At 61.5% G+C, this 18730-nt stretch carries 18 protein-coding genes; 2 read left to right on the top strand and 16 right to left on the bottom strand.

Annotated elements, in window-relative coordinates:
• Window positions 1-75 precede the first annotated feature (75 nt).
• Entirely contained in the window at window positions 76-393 is a 318-nt protein-coding gene (locus tag AC245Y_RS34780; RefSeq protein ID WP_012760273.1) for a hypothetical protein, read from the bottom strand.
• A 477-nt stretch (window positions 394-870) separates the two neighbouring features.
• Here AC245Y_RS34780 and AC245Y_RS34775 point away from each other — a divergent pair, with 477 nt between their 5' ends.
• The gene (locus AC245Y_RS34775) at window positions 871-1137 is read left to right on the top strand and encodes a WGR domain-containing protein (protein ID WP_172643749.1); all 267 of its coding nucleotides are present in this window, start codon (window positions 871-873) and stop codon (window positions 1135-1137) included.
• A gap of 248 nt (window positions 1138-1385) precedes the next feature.
• Here AC245Y_RS34775 and AC245Y_RS34770 read toward each other — a convergent pair whose 3' ends face one another.
• The 10 genes from AC245Y_RS34770 to AC245Y_RS34725 form a co-directional block, all read right to left on the bottom strand.
• On the bottom strand, window positions 1386-1697 hold the full coding sequence (locus AC245Y_RS34770) for a DUF736 domain-containing protein (protein WP_012760275.1): 312 nt from the start codon (window positions 1695-1697) through the stop codon (window positions 1386-1388).
• A gap of 960 nt (window positions 1698-2657) precedes the next feature.
• Window positions 2658-3542: an intradiol ring-cleavage dioxygenase gene (locus tag AC245Y_RS34765; protein WP_026157742.1), complete on the bottom strand. Its 885-nt coding sequence runs from the start codon at window positions 3540-3542 to the stop codon at window positions 2658-2660.
• A 7-nt stretch (window positions 3543-3549) separates the two neighbouring features.
• Window positions 3550-5304, bottom strand: a complete 1755-nt coding sequence (locus AC245Y_RS34760) for an FAD-dependent oxidoreductase (RefSeq protein ID WP_012760289.1) — start codon at window positions 5302-5304, stop codon at window positions 3550-3552.
• On the bottom strand, window positions 5297-6382 hold the full coding sequence (locus tag AC245Y_RS34755; RefSeq protein ID WP_017997475.1) for a branched-chain amino acid ABC transporter permease: 1086 nt from the start codon (window positions 6380-6382) through the stop codon (window positions 5297-5299). The genes AC245Y_RS34760 and AC245Y_RS34755 overlap by 8 nt, the downstream gene beginning before the upstream one ends.
• A 9-nt stretch (window positions 6383-6391) precedes the next feature.
• Entirely contained in the window at window positions 6392-7255 is an 864-nt protein-coding gene (locus AC245Y_RS34750) for a branched-chain amino acid ABC transporter permease (RefSeq protein WP_003554581.1), read from the bottom strand.
• A complete protein-coding gene (locus AC245Y_RS34745; RefSeq protein WP_017997476.1) occupies window positions 7242-7961 on the bottom strand; it encodes an ABC transporter ATP-binding protein in 720 nt (239 codons plus the stop codon). The genes AC245Y_RS34750 and AC245Y_RS34745 overlap by 14 nt, the downstream gene beginning before the upstream one ends.
• Window positions 7961-8680, bottom strand: a complete 720-nt coding sequence (locus tag AC245Y_RS34740) for an ABC transporter ATP-binding protein (RefSeq protein WP_020487176.1) — start codon at window positions 8678-8680, stop codon at window positions 7961-7963. Before AC245Y_RS34740 ends, AC245Y_RS34745 begins: the two co-directional genes overlap by 1 nt.
• Before the next feature lie 48 nt (window positions 8681-8728).
• The gene (locus AC245Y_RS34735; RefSeq protein WP_017997478.1) at window positions 8729-10009 is read right to left on the bottom strand and encodes an ABC transporter substrate-binding protein; all 1281 of its coding nucleotides are present in this window, start codon (window positions 10007-10009) and stop codon (window positions 8729-8731) included.
• 54 nt (window positions 10010-10063) lie between these two features.
• A complete protein-coding gene (locus AC245Y_RS34730; protein WP_017997479.1) occupies window positions 10064-11122 on the bottom strand; it encodes a maleylacetate reductase in 1059 nt (352 codons plus the stop codon).
• Window positions 11119-11982 carry a dioxygenase family protein gene (locus tag AC245Y_RS34725; protein ID WP_017997480.1) on the bottom strand — a complete coding sequence of 288 codons (864 nt, stop codon included), beginning with the start codon at window positions 11980-11982 and terminating at the stop codon, window positions 11119-11121. The genes AC245Y_RS34730 and AC245Y_RS34725 overlap by 4 nt, the downstream gene beginning before the upstream one ends.
• Window positions 11983-12077: 95 nt before the next feature.
• On the opposite strand from AC245Y_RS34725, the gene AC245Y_RS34720 reads away from it, so the two are divergent.
• Window positions 12078-13028 carry a LysR family transcriptional regulator gene (locus AC245Y_RS34720; RefSeq protein WP_003554594.1) on the top strand — a complete coding sequence of 317 codons (951 nt, stop codon included), beginning with the start codon at window positions 12078-12080 and terminating at the stop codon, window positions 13026-13028.
• 179 nt (window positions 13029-13207) lie between these two features.
• On the opposite strand, the gene AC245Y_RS34715 is transcribed toward AC245Y_RS34720, so the two are convergent.
• The 5 genes from AC245Y_RS34715 to AC245Y_RS34695 form a co-directional block, all read right to left on the bottom strand.
• A complete protein-coding gene (locus AC245Y_RS34715; RefSeq protein ID WP_017997481.1) occupies window positions 13208-14128 on the bottom strand; it encodes an ArdC family protein in 921 nt (306 codons plus the stop codon).
• 680 nt (window positions 14129-14808) lie between these two features.
• Window positions 14809-15372 (bottom strand): hypothetical protein, encoded by a 564-nt coding sequence (locus tag AC245Y_RS34710; RefSeq protein ID WP_017997482.1) that lies wholly within the window; start codon window positions 15370-15372, stop codon window positions 14809-14811.
• A gap of 131 nt (window positions 15373-15503) precedes the next feature.
• On the bottom strand, window positions 15504-16166 hold the full coding sequence (locus tag AC245Y_RS34705) for a transcriptional regulator (protein ID WP_017997483.1): 663 nt from the start codon (window positions 16164-16166) through the stop codon (window positions 15504-15506).
• A gap of 755 nt (window positions 16167-16921) precedes the next feature.
• Window positions 16922-17686 carry a response regulator gene (locus AC245Y_RS34700; RefSeq protein WP_003554601.1) on the bottom strand — a complete coding sequence of 255 codons (765 nt, stop codon included), beginning with the start codon at window positions 17684-17686 and terminating at the stop codon, window positions 16922-16924.
• A 287-nt stretch (window positions 17687-17973) separates the two neighbouring features.
• Window positions 17974-18558: an invasion associated locus B family protein gene (locus AC245Y_RS34695; protein WP_244432307.1), complete on the bottom strand. Its 585-nt coding sequence runs from the start codon at window positions 18556-18558 to the stop codon at window positions 17974-17976.
• Window positions 18559-18730 lie beyond the last annotated feature (172 nt).

The following is an 18730-nucleotide window of genomic DNA, read 5'->3' as shown; positions in this document are numbered from 1 at the left end:
GGTCGGTCGATCCGGCCGGACCGGGTCATAAGGCAAGCTAAAGACCAGAGGCGGCTGCCGCCTCTGGTCTGGGTCTCAATCCGCGGGATCGAAGAACGTCTCTCTGTCCTCGACACCGATATGCCAGCGCTTATCGGACCACCGGGACGGAAGATAAATTTCGTCGCCGCCGAAATATGCGATGATGATCCGGTGGTCCTCATGGAACAAGCCGAAATCCACCTTGTTGTCGATCGCAAAGAGTAGCGCCGCCGACAGAAACTCGCGTGGGATATCGAAGGGAAGATGGACTTCCGCATCGAAATTATGACGCAAATTTTCAAGCAAGTCCGACTGTTGAGGCCGCAGCTTGGGGGCTCCTCCATCCATGGGATTGATTTCACGCCTTGTCATCAAAGTCTCCTTTTCGTTTTCTGACGAAAGGGGGCCGCACCGTAGCTCGCGAGGGGTCAGGGACCGCGTACGCGGCCGCCACGCGGCGCGCGGAGGAACCGATTTTCTGTGCCGCCTGCGGTGCGGAAAATTGGCGGGGCCGTGATGTCCTTGACGCCGGAGCGGCGGGTGCACAATGGGCGGTCAGAGAGATAGAACCGCGTCCTGAAAGGACGCGACCGCCTGCCAGCTTTGCTGGCCACAAGACGGTTCGGTAAGCTCGACGCGACCTCTTCGTGCGCCGTCTGTATTACGTTGCGAGAGGATCGCGACCGGAATCGGCGAAGACCGCCTGCGGGCTTCGGTCGCGGTACGATTGGCGCCGTGCGCCATTGGCGCCTGGCCCGGTTGCCATCCATCACGAAATTGAATCGGTCGCATGTGACTGATTCAAATGTGTCGTTGGACGTCGCGATACTGTTTGGCGATCATGGCAGCATGATTGCACAGCCCTACCATCTCTATATCGAACGCGCGGATGCGGCAAAGAACATGGCGCGCTACTACGCCATGGAAGTCGGGCAGACAATGTTTGGAGAGGTCTGCCTGATCCGGCGATGGGGACGCATCGGCCAGCATGGGCAGGAAAAACAGCACTTCTTCGAACGGGAGGAGGAAGCGGTTCGCCTGTTCCTCGCCCTGGTGAAACAAAAACGTGCCCGGGGCTATCGGCCAAGATCAACTCTCCGGTATTTGCAGCGATGATCCGATCGCCTCGGTCCTTCAGCGTCACGACGACCGCCGAAACGGGCCCCTGATGGCGCGTTGGTCTCGAGAATGCCGCGCCGATCTAGATGAGGAACGATATCGGCCAGTTGTTGCATGATGTTTTCCTTTCAAACGCGCGCATCGCTGATATCCGACCTATAGGTCGTGGGCGGCATCGAGGCCTATTGTCGGCTTTCTCAAAGCGGGCCGCTGGCCCCGCCTCAAGCGGCGGGGCCAGCGGGATCTCAGTCTCGGTTTTGGCGGGACCAGATCAACTGGTAGCCGTCCTCGCCTTCGACCTCCGAAAGCGTCGCGTAGATCGGGGCCGGGAAGCTCGGGTCGTCCAGCTTGACCGAGAGGTAGTCGCGGTCGCTCTCGCTGGAACGCTTCTGCCAGGCCGCACCAAGCTCGACGTTGCCAGCGTAGATACGGAAGTGCGGACCCTTGTCGGACGGATTTTCGACGCGGGCGATGCGGGCCTTGACGTTGAGAGCGAGAGTGCGGATCGAGCCGGTGAAGCCGTTTTCGTTTGCGGTGAAGATGCCGATGGTAGCCATGTTCATGTTCCTTTCGTGTGTATCGGGCCGCGCCCATCGCGGCCTCGATGGCTGTCGCAAAGACCGGTGACGATCGGACCGCACCTGATAAGGCCAAAATGAAATGGAGGGCGGCAAGACGCAGATTTGTTAGCGGGAGAGGAGGACGTGACGTCCGGGGTAAGAAATCTGCAAATTGCCGTTGCGGGAAGACGATCGAGGCGCAGCCGGTCTCCGGTCAGACATGCCTCATCGAGCCCGCGGAGGAGCGGCCTACGACAGCAATGGGAGGTACTTGAGCATGGGGGCCCGCGTCAGGGCATTCCGTACCGAAACACTGCAGTGGCAAGCCTGCGCTCTGTCCTCAAGTCATGGCGTCGAATTCGGTTGCGACGAGTTCGGCCGACCGGGCAGTTGCCCTTGTTATCGACGTGACTTGCCGAGCCTGGTTCGCCGCCCGGAGAATCCATGCGTCACGCCAAGCCGTCTATCGTCGAAGTCAGGCAGCCCCAAAGCAGTGGCCACCGATCGGCCCAACCGGAAGCGGGCGACCGCCGGGCCGCTTACCCAGTCCACTTGCTCGCACGCAAAACGGCCGAGGCACGGATGACGGCCGTCGATGCCAGGAGGCTGCCCATCGCTGAACGCCTTCGTCGCGGTCAGCTAGTCAAAGGTTGCTCTTGGACCCAGCGAACCCCGAATGCATGGCGTCATCGACGTAAACCGACAAGGCGCATCTCAATTTAAGTAGCCGGCTAAATAGTTTGTGGCGTAATCAACGTTATGGAACTATATGCGTCATATCGGCTTGCATTTTGTTTGGGCGCATGCCACCGAAAAGACCGGCTCAAATGCCGCGTTGGCTGGCGTCCCCTGCGGCTATGACCGGCGGAATTCGAGCCGCCTTCCCATCCGGGGAGATCATCTCCATTGCATCGGCTATCACGGCCTTCTTCGTCAGAACGCCGGCTGGCGAGCATGCTACTCCTCGGGCCGAGCCAGCACGAAATCGTGCTCTATCTGCCAGAACTTGCCAGAGAAACCAAGCTCGTCAGCGCGTACCGAATCCTCGACGTGCTGGAACTTGGCAAGCAAGCTCTCCTTCACGCCAAAGACGGCGTCGGAGTGGATGTACGGATCGTCCGGATCAAAGATGTGCGTCGTGAGCGTCTCGAAGCCGTCGGCCTTGATGATGTAGTGCAGGTGAGCGGGCCTGTAGGGGTGACGACCGAGCGCGCCGAGCAGCTTGCCGACCGGTCCATCGTCCGGGATCGGGTAATACTTGGGCTTGACTGCGCGAAACCAATAGCGGCCATCCGCGCCGGTGCGAAAGATGCCGCGAAGGTTGAAGTCTGGTTGGATCCCCTTCTGCTGCACGTCGTAGAAGCCTTCGTCGTTGGCCTGCCAGACGTCGATGACAGCGCCGGCAATCGGTCTGCCATCCGTGCTACGGATGCTGCCGCCGATCACCATGTCCTCGCCCTTGTGATCGAGGCAGATATTGGTGCCCATCGGCAGTTCCGGCGCGTCGGCAACGTGAAACGGGCCAAGAACAGTGCTTTCGGAGGCGCCTGAGGGCTTGCGGTTATTAATGGCGTCGACCAGCATCGACACGCCGAGCACGTCCGACAGCAGGATAAATTCCTGTCGCCATTCGTTGCATGTATGTCCTGTGCGGGTCAGAAAGAGAATTGCCTCCATCCATTCGTCCTGCGTCGGCTCAAGCTCCCTCACCGCCTCATGCAGCTTGCGTGTCACGACCTCCATCACGCGCTTCAGGCGCTGGTCCTTGGTGGTGGCGTTGCGGCTCGTGACCACCTCAACGGAGTTCTCTTCCGTGAAGAAACCCTTTTCATGTGCATCAATCATCGCCCTATCTCCCCAAAACGCTGGTCAGCACGCGCCGCAGTTCGGCTGACGGATCGTCGACGATCGCTTCACTTCGCCAGGCGACATGATGGTCGGGACGCACGAGGAGGACGCCGCTGTCTCGGATTTCACGCATGTTCGCCCAGTCGCCGGCAAAGTCCTGCCAGGGCTGACGTGGACCGATCAGATGTGCGGCGATATCGATGCCCAATTCCTTTCCAAGGGTTCGGGCGGCCTCGATCCAACCCTGTCCGCCAATGCCGGTCAGCACGGTAAACTTCCCATGTCCGGCAAGGTCGAGCGTCGACAGCTTTTCGCCTGTCGCAGAATACACCCAAGCATGCGGCAGCCTTGCGCCGGGCCAGCTCGTCTGCTGGCAGTGCAGTTCCGGATCCCGGGCGAAGGCCGGTTCCGCCTGCTCATCCGTTACGATCGCGCCCGATCGGTAGCGCTGGTTCATCTCGACGCCATGGCAATCGAACTCGTAGACCTTGTCGGCGATCGCCTTGCGGATCGCGGCCCGTTGCTCCTCGGCCGCGACAGTGTTGTTGCAGCGGGCGTCCATGTTCTCCTGCATCTTCACCGGGTCGATGGAATCGAGCAGCCCCAGCGCCTTGAAGATCGGCCCGAACTCCTCGATCGACTTGTTGGCCCGGGTGACGATCTGCTTGGCGACGGGCGCCCGCTCGGCCTGATAACTATCGAGAAGTTTCGGGCCTGCGGCCCCCTTCAGGACGAAGGCGAGCTTCCAGGCGAGGTTGAATGCATCCTGGATCGAGGTGTTCGAGCCGAGCCCGTTTGACGGCGGATGGCGGTGGGTGGCGTCGCCCATGCAAAAGACGCGGCCATTGGACATTGACGTGGCGTACATGTTGTTGACGGTCCAGGTCGAGACCGACTTGATGGTCATCTCGAGATCCGGATCGCCGACCAGGTCGCGCACGACCTTCTTCGCATGCGCTTCATCCACCGAAGGAGGCGGCTGGTTGATATCGTAACCCCAGACGATCAGCCATTCGTTCCAGGGCCTTACCATACGCACCAGCCCCATGCCGATGCCGCCAACGTCAGCACCCGGCTGCAGCACCCAATAGAGCACCGAGGGACGATGGGCGACCAGTCGCGACAGATCGGCCTCGAACAGGATGTTCATCGAACCGGCGACGCCCATCTTGCCTTCGAAGGTGAGGCCCGCGTGTTCCGCGACCTTGGAATTGCCGCCATCGGCGCCGACCAGATATTTCGAGCGGACGGTGAATTCCTTGCCGGTCAGCCGGTCGAGACAGGTTGTCGTGACGCCGTCCTCGTCCTGCGCATGGCCCAGATATTCCGTCGACATGCGCGATTGGCTACCGCGCGAACAGGCCGTCTTGAACAGCAGCGGCTCCATGAAGGTCTGCGGCAGATCGTTCATATGAGCCGGCGACGACAGCTGGTGCTCGGCGCGCGATAGCGGATGTTTACCCCAGCTCTTCATCCGGCCAATCTCCTCGCCGGTGAGCGAGGTACAGAACACGTTCTCGCCCATCAGGTCTTGCTCGGCCGCGAACATGTAGGCCTCGTCCTCCACGTCTCGACCGAGATCGCGCAGCACTTCCATGGTGCGCTGGTTGGTGATGTGGGCGCGCGGTGTGCTGGCGAGCCAGCGGTAGCGGTTGATCACTAGGTTCTCGACCCCGTGGGAGGAGAGCAGTGCGGCGGTGGCGGAGCCGGCCGGGCCGGTGCCGATGATGAGTACGTCGGTGGTAATGTCAGCCATGAGGCCCTCCCCTATGCGTGAGATTGAGCGGCCCGCCCTTCAGGACGCGGCGAACCGGGAAAAGCTGGATGCCGGTGCGCTCGGAGAACAATCCCCAGAGGCCGCGCGGCGCAAGAAGCATGATGGCGATGCCGAGAAGACCGAGCATCAGCAGGTACCAGGAGCCGTAGTCGGCCAAGAGGTTCTGTAAGAGAAAGAAGATGATGACGCCGAGGATCGGTCCCTCGATCGTGCCGATGCCGCCGATCACGACGATAAAGATGACATAGGCCGTCCAGTCGGTGACCGAGAAGGCGGCGTCCGGCGAGATGCGCGCCTTCTGCACGTAGATCAGCGCCCCGGCGATGCCTGTCATGAAGGCGGTCGCCAGATAGACCAGCGTCTTCATCCGCCGCGCATCGACGCCGACGGCGCGGGCGGCCTGCTCGTTGTCGCGGACGGCGGCTAGGCCGAGACCCTGCTTGCTGCGCAGAAGACCATAGATGAAGCCGATTGTGGCGACGGCGAGGATCAGCGCCAGCCAATAAGTCAGCGAGTCGCCCGCCTCGGAAGCCTTCATGCCGAAGAGGTCGCGCATCGCCCCGACGCCCATCATGTCGCGGGTCGCCTCCCGCGGCAACGAGGTGCCGGTGCCGCCGCCGAGCGCCTTCCACTGGGCCAGCAGCAACCGCACGACCTCGGCCACCACCCAGGTGCCGATGGCGAAATAAGGACCGTAGAGGCGGAAGGTGAAGAAGGCCGTGGGAATGGCGAGGGCGGCGGATAATACGCCGGCAATCAGTATGGCCACGACCGGGTCGACGCCGAACAGGATGACGCAGCCGAACATCGTATAGGCGCCAAAGCCGACGAAGACCTGCTGGCCGACCGAGATCAGCCCGGCATAACCGGCAAGCAGGTTCCAGTTCTGCGCCAGCACCAGCATGGTGAGGATGAAGAAAAGGTCCTGGATGACGCCGCGCGAGACGATGAAGGGTGCGGCGAAGGCAAGCAGCAGAAGGGCAACGACCGCGACAGCCGACAATGTCGATGCCCTGGTACGCGTCTCGACGGTGAAGGAGGGAATGGCCATGGTCATCGATGCACCTCAATCCACCGCGCGCGGGAAAAGGCCGCGCGGCTTGAACAGGAGAACGGCGAGGAATGCCAGGTGGCCGGCAAGGATCTGCCACTCCGGATTGATCGCGGCACCCACCGTCTGGGCAACGCCAAGGATGATGCCGCCGGCGAGCGTGCCCCAGAGCGAGCCGAGCCCGCCGATGATCACCGCTTCGAAGGCATAGATCAGCCGCGCCGGTCCCGACGTCGGATCGAAATTGGCGCGGGTCCCGAGATAGAGGGCAGCGATCGTCACCACGACCATGGCAAGCCCTGTCGCCATGGCGAAGATACGTTGCGGCCGGATGCCCATCAGCCCTGCCGTCACCGGATCGTCCGAGGTCGCCCGGAAGGCGCGGCCGACGGAGGTGCGGTAGATGAGCTGGTTGAGACAGACGATGACGGCGACGGCGGAAAAGAAGGTCATCAGCGGCATGATGCCGGCGGTGACCGGGCCGAGATTGACGGAGGCGCTTTCTAGGCTCCCAGCAAAGACACGGCGGCTATCGGCCGAAAATCCTTCGAGCAGGCCGTTCTGGATGACGATCGACAGGCCGAAAGTGACAAGCAGCGGCGGCAGGATATCCTTGCCGAGCGTGCGGTTGAGCAGGAAATATTGCAGTCCCCAGCCGATCGCGAACATCAACGGCATCGCGATCGCGGCGGCAACGAACGGATTGAGCCCGAGCGTCGTCACCAGGACCAGGATCAGGAAGGCGGCAAGCACGATCAGATCGCCATGGGCGAGGTTGACCAGCCGCATGATGCCGAAGACGAGACTGAGCCCCGCCGCAAACAGCGCGTAGAGCCCGCCGAGCAGCACGCCCTGGAGAATGGTATCAAGCCAGTTCATGGTGATCCGTCCCGAAATAAGCCTTGTGGATGTCGTCGCGGCTGAGGTCGGCGGCGCGGCCGGAAAGCGTTACCCGCCCTTCCATCATGCAGTAGACGCGGTCGGCCACCTTCAGCGCCTGGGCGATATCCTGCTCGACGATGACGATCGAAGCGCCGGTCTCGCGGATGCGCGGGAAGGCGGCGTAGATATCGCGGACCACGACGGGCGCAAGGCCAAGGCTGATCTCGTCACAGAGCAGCATCGCCGGATTGGACATCAGCCCGCGGCCGATCGCCACCATCTGCTGCTGCCCGCCGGAAAGCGCCGTGGCCGGATTGTCGCGCCGCTCCTTCAGGATTGGGAATAGCGCGAAGATGCTTTCGAGCGTCCACGCGCCATCGACCTTGCGGCCATAATTGCCGACCAGCAGGTTTTCCTCGACGCTCAGCGACGGAAAGAGTTTTCGCCCTTCCGGCACCATGGCGATGCCGCGCGCCAGAATGTCAGGCGCCGACAGCGCGCCGATCGGCTCGTCGCGATAAAGGATCGATGACGCCGCATTGGTGAGCACGCCTGAGATCGAGCGCATCAGCGTCGTCTTGCCGGCGCCGTTGGCGCCAATGATGGCGACGGTCTCGCCGGCGCCGACCACAATATCGACGCCGAACAGCGCCTGGAAATCGCCGTAGGAGGCGGTCAGGCCTCTGGTTTCGAGCAGCGCCATCAGATCTCGATCCCCAGATAGATTTCACGCACGTCGCGCGATGCCATGATGTCGTCGGGCTTGCCGATGCCGATGACCCTGCCGAAATGCAGCACCAGCAGCCGCTCAACGACGGAATTCAGCGCATGCAGCACGTGCTCGATCCAGATGACGGCAACGCCGCGCGCATGAATGGCGCGGATGGTGGCCACCAGCGACCGGCACTCGCCCTCGGTCAGCCCGCCGGCGATTTCATCGAGCAGCAGCAGCTTCGGTTCCGTCGCCAGCGCTCGGGCGAGCTCCAGCCGTTTGCGCAGCAGCAACGACAGGCTTCCGGCCAAAACATTCGCCTTGTCGATCAGCCCGGTGTCCACCAGGATTTCGGCGCAGCGGTCCGACACCTCGGCCTCGCGCCGCCGCGAGCCAAAAGCGCCTGCGACCAGGAGGTTTTCAAAGACCGTCAGCTTCTCGAACGGCTGCGGGATCTGGAAGGTGCGGCCCATGCCCGCCAGGCAGCGCGCCATCGGCGGCGTGCGCGTCACGTCGCCGCCGAGAAAGCGGATGCTTCCGCTGTCGGCGGGGATATTGCCGGTTATCAAATTGAACAGCGTCGACTTGCCGGCGCCGTTCGGCCCGATAATGCCAAGCGCCTCGCCTTCGCCGACGGCAAAGGAAATCTGCTCGGCGACCGTCAATGCGCCGAATTTCTTCGAGACCCCATCGAGTTCGAGAATTGCCAAACCCATTCCTCCGAGAACAGGCGGGGCCGAACGGGCCCGCGCAAAAAATCAGGCGATTGCTTCCATCTTGCCGCCGACCGGAATGTTCGGCGCCGTCTTGTTGTCGGTGATGACGAGATCGTAGCCCCCGCCGTCCTTCAACCGCCACTGGCCGCCGACGAGCGGCGTCTTGGCAATGTTCTTGGCCGCGAAAGGCGGCAGGCCCTTGCCGTCCCAAGCAATCGGCCCGACCAGCGTATCGAGCTTGGTGGCGGCAATCGCCTGCGCGACGGCATCCCCGTCTGTCGGATCTCCGGCCCGCTTCATCGCATCCACCGCCAGCTCGAACAGCGCATGGGCAAAACCGATCGGCTGCGTCCACGGCCTGCTAGTCGCCTTGGTAAAGGCGGCCGCCACCTCTGCTGTACTTTCGCCCGTCAAGGACGATTTGAACGGATGGCTCGGCGTCCACCAGACTTCCGACGACAGATTATGCCCGGCATTGCCGAGCGCCTCCACCGTCTGCGGGAACAGCAGTGCCTTGCCGATCGAGGCGATCTTCGGGGCGAAACCCTGCTGCTTGGCCTGGTTCCAGAAGGTGGTGAAGTCAGGCGGGATCACCACGCCGGTGATGATTTCGCACTGGCCCGATTTGAAGGCGTTGATCTGCGCCGAGAAATCATCCGTCATGTTCTGATAGCGGCCGGGGTCGATCAGCCCGTAGCCCATCTTTTCCAGCACCGGCGGGAAGCCGACGACCTTGTCGCCCCAGGCATTGCCGTCGCCGTCATTTGGGAAGAGGCCGCCAACCTTCTTGTTGGTCTCGATCTGCGCCCACATGTTGGTGAAGACCGAGATGACGTCCTCGAGACCCCAGAAGAAGTGATAGGCGTAGTTGAATGGTTTCCAGGAGGGCGGGTCGCCGGGATTGCCCTGTTGGCCGATGAACCACGGCTGCCAGGGAGCCACCGTCGAAATACAGGGCATTTCCTCAGCCTCGCAGGTGGTCGCCACCGGATTGGTGGTCTCCGGCGTCGAGGCGACGAGGATCAGGTTCACCTCGTCGGTGACGATCAGTTCCTTGGCGACCTCCGCCGCCCGGTTCGGATTGGATTGGCTGTCCTTGACGACAACCTCGTAGTTGAGACCCTTCGACTTGGTGACTGCCAGAAAACTGTCGATGACGAACTTGTCGGCCTCACCGAAGGCGGCAAGCGGTCCCGTCTGCGGGCTGACATAGCCGAGCTTGATCGCGGCGTCCTGCGCGATCGCGGGGGCGGCGAGCCCGGATGTCGCCGCCAATGCACCGGTGGCGGCCGTCGTCTTCAGAAAATCGCGTCGGGTAAACATGTTTCCTCCTCCCATTTTCCTCTCCTCCCAGAGAGCGTGATGTCTGTCGTCAGCTTATGCCGGCCGCTTGCCCTCCCAGGCATCCTGCAGCAGGGCACGAATGGACTTCCGGTCGATCGGCCTTGGATTCCGGTAGGGATTTTCGGTGGCGATCTCGGCTGCGCGATCGAGATCGGCAACGCTCAGGCCCAGACCCTTCAGCGCCAGCGGTGAACCGATTTGTCTCGCGAAATCCCAAAGCCCGCCGCCGACCGAGGCGCCGAAAATATCGGCGACCGGCGCCAGAAGTTCCGGCACCGCCGCGGCATTGTAGGCGGCGGTGTGCGGCAGCATGATCGCATGCGTGTCGGCGTGCGGCGTATCGAAAGTGCCGCCCAGCGTGTGGCAGATCTTGTGGTGCAGCGCCATACCGACCGTGCCGAGCACGGTGCCGCAAAGCCAGGCGCCGTAGAGTGCATCGGCACGGGCATCGGGCTCGTGGGGATTAGCGATGATATCAGGCAGGCTGGTCTTGAAGGCCCGCAGCCCCTCGACCGCCATCAGCGTCGAAATCGGGTTGCGGTCTTGCGCGTAGAGCGCCTCGACCGCATGGGCCATGGCATTCAGGCCCGAGGTGACGCTCATGCCGACCGGCAGGCCAAGCGTCAGCGCCGGGTCGTATATCACCACCTCTGGCAGGATGCTCGCATGGCGCACGGTCGTCTTGCGCCCGGCCTCGGTCTGGCCGAGGATCGGCGTCACTTCCGATCCGGCATAGGTCGTCGGAATGACAATCTGATGCAGATCCGTGCGATAGGCGATCGCCTTGCCAAGCCCGGTGGTCGAGCCGCCGCCGAGCGAAACGACGCAATCGGCCTGCGTTTGGAAAACCACCTCCATCGCCTCTTCGGTGACATCGACTGGCGTGTGCATAGTGGCGCCGGCAAAGACGCCGACAGCGAGAGAGCCCAGCCGCGTGGCAAGCGCTTCGGCGTCGGCCTTCTGTTGCGGCGTCGAGAGAACGAGGGCCTTGGTGCATCCGAGCTTTTCCACCCACTCGCCGGCGGCGGCGCTCTTGCCTTCGCCGAAGACGATATGGGCGGGGCTGCCGCTATAGGTGAAAATCCGGCTCATGTATCGGCTCCCTGCCTGGCGCGGACCATGACGAACGTCAGTTTCAACAACCACCGCTTGCCCTGCTGCTCGAAGGTTCGCACCAACTCGGGCTTGACGGCGAAGATCGCGTCTTCGGCCAGATGCGGATCGCTGCCGTCATAGATATGCGTGGTGATCGTCTCGAAGTCCGGCGCCTTGATGATGAAATGAAGATGCGCGGGGCGGCGCAGCGGATAGCCCGCCCGCCGCAAAAGCTTTCCGACGGGACCATCGTCAGGCACGCCATAGCCGCATGGCTTGATGGTCCGATAGTGGAAACGTCCGTCGGGATCCGTGCGGAAGCCGCCGCGCAGGTTGAATTCCGGCTGCAGGTCCGGCTGCTGGTTTTCGTAGAGGCCTTGAGCATTGGCCTGCCAGGTGATGATCTCGGCATTTGCGATGGGATCGCCATCGAGATCCTGCACGCGGCCGGAAACTTCCAGCGGCTCGCCGATACCATCAAGCGAAATATTGCCGCCGAGCGGCAATTGTGGAACGTCGGCGCGGAAGAACGGTCCGCGCACGGTGTTGGGGGTGGCCGTCTTCGGACGGCGCGAATTGATCTCCTCGACCAGTGTCGAAGCGCCGAGCAGATCCGACAGGAGCACCCACTCCTGGCGCCGCTCGTCGCTTGCATGGCCAACGTCGGTCAAGAATTCGATGACTTGGCGCCATTCCGCCTGGGTGGGCCGCACTTCGCGGATCAGGGTATGGAGATGCGTCACCGCCGCCGCGAGAACCTGCGGCAGGATGTTGTCCTTTGATGGCTGAAGTCGTTGCGCAAAGATGTCATGCGAGGTGGCCTCGCTGAAATTCAGCGCCATCGGACCCGGCGTCATGCGTCTCCTCCAAGGCAATGGCTGGTGGAGACAAATTTAGTCCAAACGCTATGTGCCGGTAATGATTTTATTCGCTATTAATATATCATATCGTTATGAAGATAGACGAACGTCACCTTGTCCAGCTTGCGGCAGTCGTTAAGACCGGCGGGGTCACCGAGGGAGCTGCCCTGCTCGGCCTATCGCAGCCGGCTGTTTCGCGTACGCTCGCAATGCTCGAGGCTCGCATCGGCGAGCCACTGTTCGTCAAGGGGCGGCGGCCGTTGCAGCCAACGTCATTGGGTCGGGCGCTGGCCGATCACGGCCAGACGATGCTGTCGGCATCGCGCAAGGCCTCCGATGTCGTCGAAAGCTTTCGGGCCGGCAGAAGCGGCGTAGTGCGTGTCGGTGGCACGCCTTTTTTCATGGATGCGTTGATCGCCGGCATGATCGCCGAGTTCCAGAACCTGCATCCAGACGTACGCATCGACCAGAGCTATGGTTACTTCCCAGACCTCCGTGCCGCGCTCAATGCCGACCAGATCGACCTTGCCATCTGCCCGATCGATATTCTCGACGAGGGCTCCGGCCTCGAATTTCAGCAAATCCTGCCCGGCCGCAACGTCGTCGCCTGCCGGGTCACCCATCCTTTGCTGTTGAAGCGGCGCCCTCAGCCGGCGCACCTGCTCGATTTCCCTTGGGTGGCGCCTCCGCCAGGCAGCCCGCTACTCACCGATCTGCGCAGCATGCTGCTGTCCTTCGGCGCAACCGAAGTCAAGATCCGCTATTCGGGCGGCTCCCTCATGAGCGTCGTCCAGTACATGAAGGCGGCGGATGCGCTGACCATCATGCCGCACAGCGTCGTCTTCGCATTGCGCAACGAAAAGTCCATCACCGCCCTGCCCGTTCCCATCCCCCATTCGGAACGCGCGCTCGGCTTGCTGAAGCGTTCTGACGCACCCCGCACACCCGCCGCCGACAACTTCGCCCGCCACATCCGCACCGGCTTCGATAACCTCAAGCACCTGATTAAGCGGCATGAGCAGTCAGTGGTCTGGGGCTCATGAACAAAATGCGAGAACGTGCAGCAGGCAGTTGGTGCCACTTCACCGTTCGGTCTGGGCAAGGCCTCGGCGGCGGCGCGATCAGGCTACGGAGCGGCGCGTCGGTTTTCACCATGCAGGCTTGGAAGGCCCGCGGGGCGGCCTGATCATCCGAGCATTTCATCAGTTGAAGAAGAGACGGCTTACGCCGCCTCCTCCTCGTTGCGCTCCGGCTGCAAGGAATGCAGGTAGTCGACCGCCCGCTGCGCATGGGCCGCCGCCGAAAAGATGGCGCGCTTGTCGTGGTGGAGAACCTTGAGCCAGCCATCGAGATAGCTGGCGTGGTCGGGGCGCGGTTCGAGCTCTGGGACGATGCCGAGATCGGCGCAGAGAAACGCGCTGCCGAGTTCGGCAATGAGCTCCTCGCGGGCGCGGTCGCTCCGGTCTTTCGCGTAGCGGCTGAGATCGCGATCCAGCCGTCGCGGTGCGGCGGTCCAGTGCGTCATCTCGTGGCTGAGGACGGCGACATAGGAAGCATCGTCCCTAAAGGCATCCAGGCATGGCATCTGGATGTAATCACGCTGAGCGGCATAATAGGCAGCCGATCCTCCGTGGCGGATCAGTGCGCCGGTATTGGCAAAAAAGCGGCCGGCATTGCCGATGCGGCTCATCGGATCCTGGTGAGGTGCGCCGTCGTCAAAGCGGCCTTTTAGACCGGCGATCTGATCGGTGTTGAACACCGTGTAGGCCTTGAGGAATGGAACATCCTGTTCGATCTCGCTGCCCGTGTCTGTCGTCTCGGTGCGGACGAACGAACTGGCAAAGACGACGGTTGTGCCGGTTTCGCCCTTGCGCACGGCGCCGCCGAGCTCGATGGCCTGGCGAAACGTCATCCAGCGAGATGAGGCAAAGCCGCGGGCGATGGCTTGCGACCACAGCAGCAGGACGTTGATCCCGGTGTAGGGTTGGCCGTTGTGGCGCAGTGGCCGGCTGACCTTGGCTGTCGCATGTCCCGTCGTCCAGGGTTTGGTCCATGGCCGCACACCCTGTTTAAGATCGGCGATGATCGTGTTGGTGATGCGGCTGTAGATATCGGATCGTTGATTGGATTGCTGCCTGCTCATGTTGGAACCTCCGTTTCGAGGTCGCGGCGATCGCGACCTGCTACGTACGGCGGTCCGAAAGCCAGGCGGCAAGCGCTGCCTGCACCCCGCGGGGCCGCAACGAAGTGGAGGACGGCAAGGCCGTTGCCGGCGGCGCGAGCCTGGCAGGACCAAAAGCCGGGGCAGGACGCGATGGCCGCAATCGCAGGGGAGGTTTTGACGCAGGCGGACATGGCTGATCCGCGATCCGGATCCCGTCGCCAGCTTCGCGGATGAAGCGCGCGCGATACGACATCACGCGCCAATCGAGATACTCGTCCCGAACATCCGGGCATGGGCGCGAGAATGGGATCGACTGCCGGCCGGCAACTTGTCGTCGACGACGGGAGGTGGCTTTTGCAATTATTGCCACGCCGGGCAATGTTCGTGGGAAGGTGGTCGGGCGGACTGGCCAGCATGACTTCACGCATGTCAATGCCAACCCAGTCCGGCGGGCTACTGGTAAAGACGGGAGGGACCACCAAGTCGTTTTAGGCAAAGGCAGACAGAACCCGGATTGAGCGCCATATCAAACGCCAGTTGCTAGCTCGATCATTCGATGGCCGGGCCGATAGACCTTATGCAATGCGCCAGCAACGCAGCTCATAGCCGTTCCGGGCCAAGGCGCATTGGACCCATTGGGTACAACGGGAATTGACAATTCAGCGTTCGAACCGATCAAGCATCCTCCTCAGTTGTGCGTTTTGCAGCCGAAGCTTCCTCGCCAACTGATCCCGGAGCATCCTGATTTCTCCCTCAAGGCTGATTGCATCGTCGGAAACGATGGCAAGTCGTGGAGATGGTCGCGAAACGACATCGACGACGTCCGCTTTCCTGGCCTGTCTGCTGCGCTTTCGCGCTGCACCATCGTCAGTCCGCGAGGGCTTGGGCGCGGCGTGTGCAGCTATGTCCACCACATCGGATGAGGCCGGATCAGCCGCTATCTCGAGCGTGGCGCTTTCGACATCTGTCGTGTGATCAGCACTATTTGCCGCCTCTTCGGCATGACGACGCGGGTCTACCGACACCGCCTCGTGTTGTTCGTGGGTGACCGGCTTTTCGTTGGCCGCACGGTCTGCGGCCTTCGACCGGTTGTTGGCCGCCGCTTCAGTCGGCTCGGCCATGGCTGATACGTCCGGCTTCACGTCATCGGTTGAGCCGTGTTCTTGCTTCTGCTGGCGTCGCCGTGACACCAGCCCAGCAAGAAGTTTCCATGGAGACGCCATTTTATTTGACCTCGAATTCTACTGCGTATGCAAACTGCGAGCAAAAACGTTGGCGGCAGAACGAACCGCCGCCAAAATCTTCACTTCAATAAGCATGAGAATGCGGCCAGCGCTTGACCGTCTGCTGCCGATCAACCGAGGTTGAGGCGCTTTCGCAGATCGGCATTTTCAGCGCGGAGCTTCTCCGCCAGCAGCTTGCGCAGTTTCTGGTTTTCCTCTTCGAGCTGCAGAAGATCCGAAATCTCATCAACTGCCGCCACCGACGGTGCAGCCGCTATCGACACAGCCTTCGGAGCACGTTTGACAGGTACACGCTTGGCACTCGTCGTCCCTTCGTCAGGCTTTGCTTTGCGTCCTCTCGTCTGCTTTCCAGCTTTGGCATCCGAAGCCGCTGCCGGTTGCAAAGAAACGGCGGCTGAGGCGGTTGCAGGCACCACCTTCTTGGCGCGAGGTTTGCGCACCTTCTTCAGTCCATCGAGCGCCGCGGCGGCCGGCGTGTCAGCATTGGTTGTCGTATCTTTTTCGTCGGCCATTATGGTCTCCTGTAAAGCCGATGCATTTGTCTCTTGCTCGATCGGCAGTGTCAATAACGGCCCGGCCTGTTCTTCTTCGGATACAAGCATTCCGGTGCTTCTTGCCTGAGGAGCTAATGACATAAATGGCATTGCCTCGTCCTGCATATCTTGTGCAACGGACTTGAGATCCGTGTCTGCCCAGATCGAGCTCGGTTTGGAGTTGAGTTTTCGCCGACCTGATTTGTACTCGACGGCAAAGCTGCGCTGCACTTTTTTCAATTTAAAAAAGCCTTGGGTATCTGCGGTGATGTTTCAGCGACGTTTTCAACATCGCAGCATGTCCTGCAAATAGCGACTATTGCGCCGGCGGTCCATACCCTGGCTGATACCACGGCCACGCGCGCGTTCAGCGCTGGTCAAACCGCGCTCCGCCGCCTATTGTCCGTGAGCGCAAAACCTCCCCGGCTGCCTTAGCCTTGTCGATCTCCCCGGGGCACGGTGTATGGCGCGACCTTCTACTGGAACTTGCGGCTATTGGCGCGGGAGCGCAGACTGGCGTCATAAAACTCATGGCAGCAGGCGCGAACGGCTGCGATCGAACAGCCGCGCGAGCCCGGCATGCAGGCGCATAACCGCCTTATTCCAACAACTTCGTTCGTGACCGTCGCGGCTTCGCCCCCGCCATCGGCGTACACCGCCACGTCGGCCGCGAGTATCGCCGCAATTTCGCCAGGTCGCCGTCGCGCGAGGCGGTCAAGAATGCCTCGGCTAGCTCGAGGCATCGCTGTCAGCCATTGCCGCTTCTCCAACAATCAAGGCTCTCGTAAGTGATGACGATGCAGCGCAGCGAAACGTGACATCATAACAGTGAGAATGTCCTCAACTGCGTTTAACGCTCGCCGCTTCTCTCCTTTTGGACCGCTCATCAAATCGGTCATCCCGGCGGTTAGCGCCTGCGATCTCGACCGTTGACAGATGCAGTCGCCACCGGCCAGTTCGTTGGCAAGCTGAGACGAAAAAAGACTCCAGCGCGCTCATAGGGAGCGAACGTTGTCGTTCCCGGTGAGAACCGCAATGCTAGCTGCCACGTCAGGCACGCCTGCCTTGACTGGAAGCGTGAACTGGTAACCGCCATTTCGGATCGTCCGGAAAAGGGGGCCGCTTTGGGTTTGACCAAGCTTACGTCGCAGCCTGCTCATCAAGACGTCTATTGATCGGTCCATAGGCTCGCTCTTGCGCCCTTGTGTCAGATCAAGCAGCCGGTCTCGTGACAAGAGTCGGCCCGGTCGTTCAAGAAAGACCACCAACAGGTCGAATTCCGCTCCGGTCAACTCAATTTCTGGGCCACGCAACTTGCATACCCGCCGGGTGCTTGTGTCAGCGATGAATTCTGCGAAAGTGAAGACCTTGACGTCGGTGTCACTGTCCTCAGCGTCGCCGGCTCGTCGCAAGACTGCCCTGATCCTTGCCACGAGTTCTCGCGGATTGAACGGCTTGCCAAGATAATCGTCCGCTCCGAATTCCAGGCCAATGATACGGTCCACCTCCTCCTTCAATGCGGTCAGCAGAATAACAGGGATTCGAGACTGGCTAGCGCGCAGGTTCCTGCAGATATCAAGGCCCGAACCATCCGGAAGCAGGACGTCGAGCACGATCAGGTCAGGCGTGCTGGTATCGATCCACCTCTCACAGTCCTGCCGACATGCAACAGCGGTGACACGAAAACCTTGATCGACAAGATAACGTGTCAGTAGCCGGCGGATTTCCAGATCGCCATCAACGACTAATATATGGTCCATATCGCCCACCTCGATGATTGATTTCTTCTTCCACTGCCGGCTTTCAATTCTCGTTGTCGTCTGCGGGAAACCTCCAGAAACATCCCGAGATCGCCGAGAAACGTTAAGCTGCTGGAACCGCTGCATTCGAAAACGTCACAAGCAGCGTTTGATTGCCGAATAATGGTGTGCTGTCGCCGCGGCCCTATATCTCATGAGATCGGCGCTATCATTTGCCATGGTTCGATGCGCCCAAGTCCGTCAGCCGTTGGGAGTAAGGAACGGCATCCGCCATGGGAGCGTCGCGATCATCGCAGTTCATCCAGCCGTTCGAGCGAACGAGGAAACCCCTTCAGAGAGACGCGAAAGGTCAACTTACCACCTGAAGCAAACGAAGTGGCGCTCACCGTGAGCACCTGCGCGGCCTTCAAAATGTCTATGGTGGCGTCGGACATGATGAGAAGAACGACGCAACCATCGGGCAGGCACGTCGCAACATCCGCATGTTGTTTTGAGGGTTGCGTATCAAGCTCGAGGCGCACGCCGTCCGACAACTTCAAGCCGAGCGGCATCCTGATCAGGACCCTCGTGCCCAGCTCTTCAGAAGGGTAGACCTGAATTGCGAACGCAACCAAACCGCTCTTTGGATCTTCATGAAACTGACCCGCGGCACATTGCTTTCCGACGTCGACGACCGCGCATTCAACGCCCCAGTCATCGTATTTCTCCTTTATGCCGTCGGCGGCGACGAGGAGCTGTTCGCTCGGCGCAGCGGCGCCCAGGGCCAACGATCCGGCGCGGTTGAATCCACTTTCCATTCTCCATGAGGCCTCATCGGAATTTTTTCGTTGGGCCGCTTCTGGCCCAACCAACCCCGACAGGAGCAGTGCCAAAACGCTCGCCAGTCTCAGCCCCAAACCCAAACCTCCCGACGGCGCTCGCTCGCGACCTGCAGCAACCCCATCCCCAAACGCAGAGCCCATCGTGGGTGATTTCGCCTCCGTCCTCGCAGTGCAGCAGGGCCGGAAACACCGCATGAATAGATCGGCCAAAGGCCGGCTTGAT

This window comes from Rhizobium sp. SRDI943, assembly GCF_057653695.1.
The sequence above is the reverse complement of the archived record's forward strand: the minus strand, read 5'-3'. Positions and strand labels throughout refer to the sequence as shown.

Bases quoted from the DNA above. Each gene is read 5' to 3' on its own strand.
- AC245Y_RS34780 (WP_012760273.1), bottom strand. From the start codon at position 393: ATGACAAGGCGTGAAATCAATCCCATGGATGGAGGAGCCCCCAAGCTG.
- AC245Y_RS34775 (WP_172643749.1), top strand. From the start codon at position 871: ATGATTGCACAGCCCTACCATCTCTATATCGAACGCGCGGATGCGGCA.
- AC245Y_RS34770 (WP_012760275.1), bottom strand. From the start codon at position 1,697: ATGGCTACCATCGGCATCTTCACCGCAAACGAAAACGGCTTCACCGGC.
- AC245Y_RS34760 (WP_012760289.1), bottom strand. From the start codon at position 5,304: ATGGCTGACATTACCACCGACGTACTCATCATCGGCACCGGCCCGGCC.
- AC245Y_RS34755 (WP_017997475.1), bottom strand. From the start codon at position 6,382: ATGACCATGGCCATTCCCTCCTTCACCGTCGAGACGCGTACCAGGGCA.
- AC245Y_RS34750 (WP_003554581.1), bottom strand. From the start codon at position 7,255: ATGAACTGGCTTGATACCATTCTCCAGGGCGTGCTGCTCGGCGGGCTC.
- AC245Y_RS34745 (WP_017997476.1), bottom strand. From the start codon at position 7,961: ATGGCGCTGCTCGAAACCAGAGGCCTGACCGCCTCCTACGGCGATTTC.
- AC245Y_RS34735 (WP_017997478.1), bottom strand. From the start codon at position 10,009: ATGTTTACCCGACGCGATTTTCTGAAGACGACGGCCGCCACCGGTGCA.
- AC245Y_RS34730 (WP_017997479.1), bottom strand. From the start codon at position 11,122: ATGAGCCGGATTTTCACCTATAGCGGCAGCCCCGCCCATATCGTCTTC.
- AC245Y_RS34725 (WP_017997480.1), bottom strand. From the start codon at position 11,982: ATGACGCCGGGTCCGATGGCGCTGAATTTCAGCGAGGCCACCTCGCAT.
- AC245Y_RS34720 (WP_003554594.1), top strand. From the start codon at position 12,078: ATGAAGATAGACGAACGTCACCTTGTCCAGCTTGCGGCAGTCGTTAAG.
- AC245Y_RS34715 (WP_017997481.1), bottom strand. From the start codon at position 14,128: ATGAGCAGGCAGCAATCCAATCAACGATCCGATATCTACAGCCGCATC.
- AC245Y_RS34710 (WP_017997482.1), bottom strand. From the start codon at position 15,372: ATGGCGTCTCCATGGAAACTTCTTGCTGGGCTGGTGTCACGGCGACGC.
- AC245Y_RS34700 (WP_003554601.1), bottom strand. From the start codon at position 17,686: ATGGACCATATATTAGTCGTTGATGGCGATCTGGAAATCCGCCGGCTA.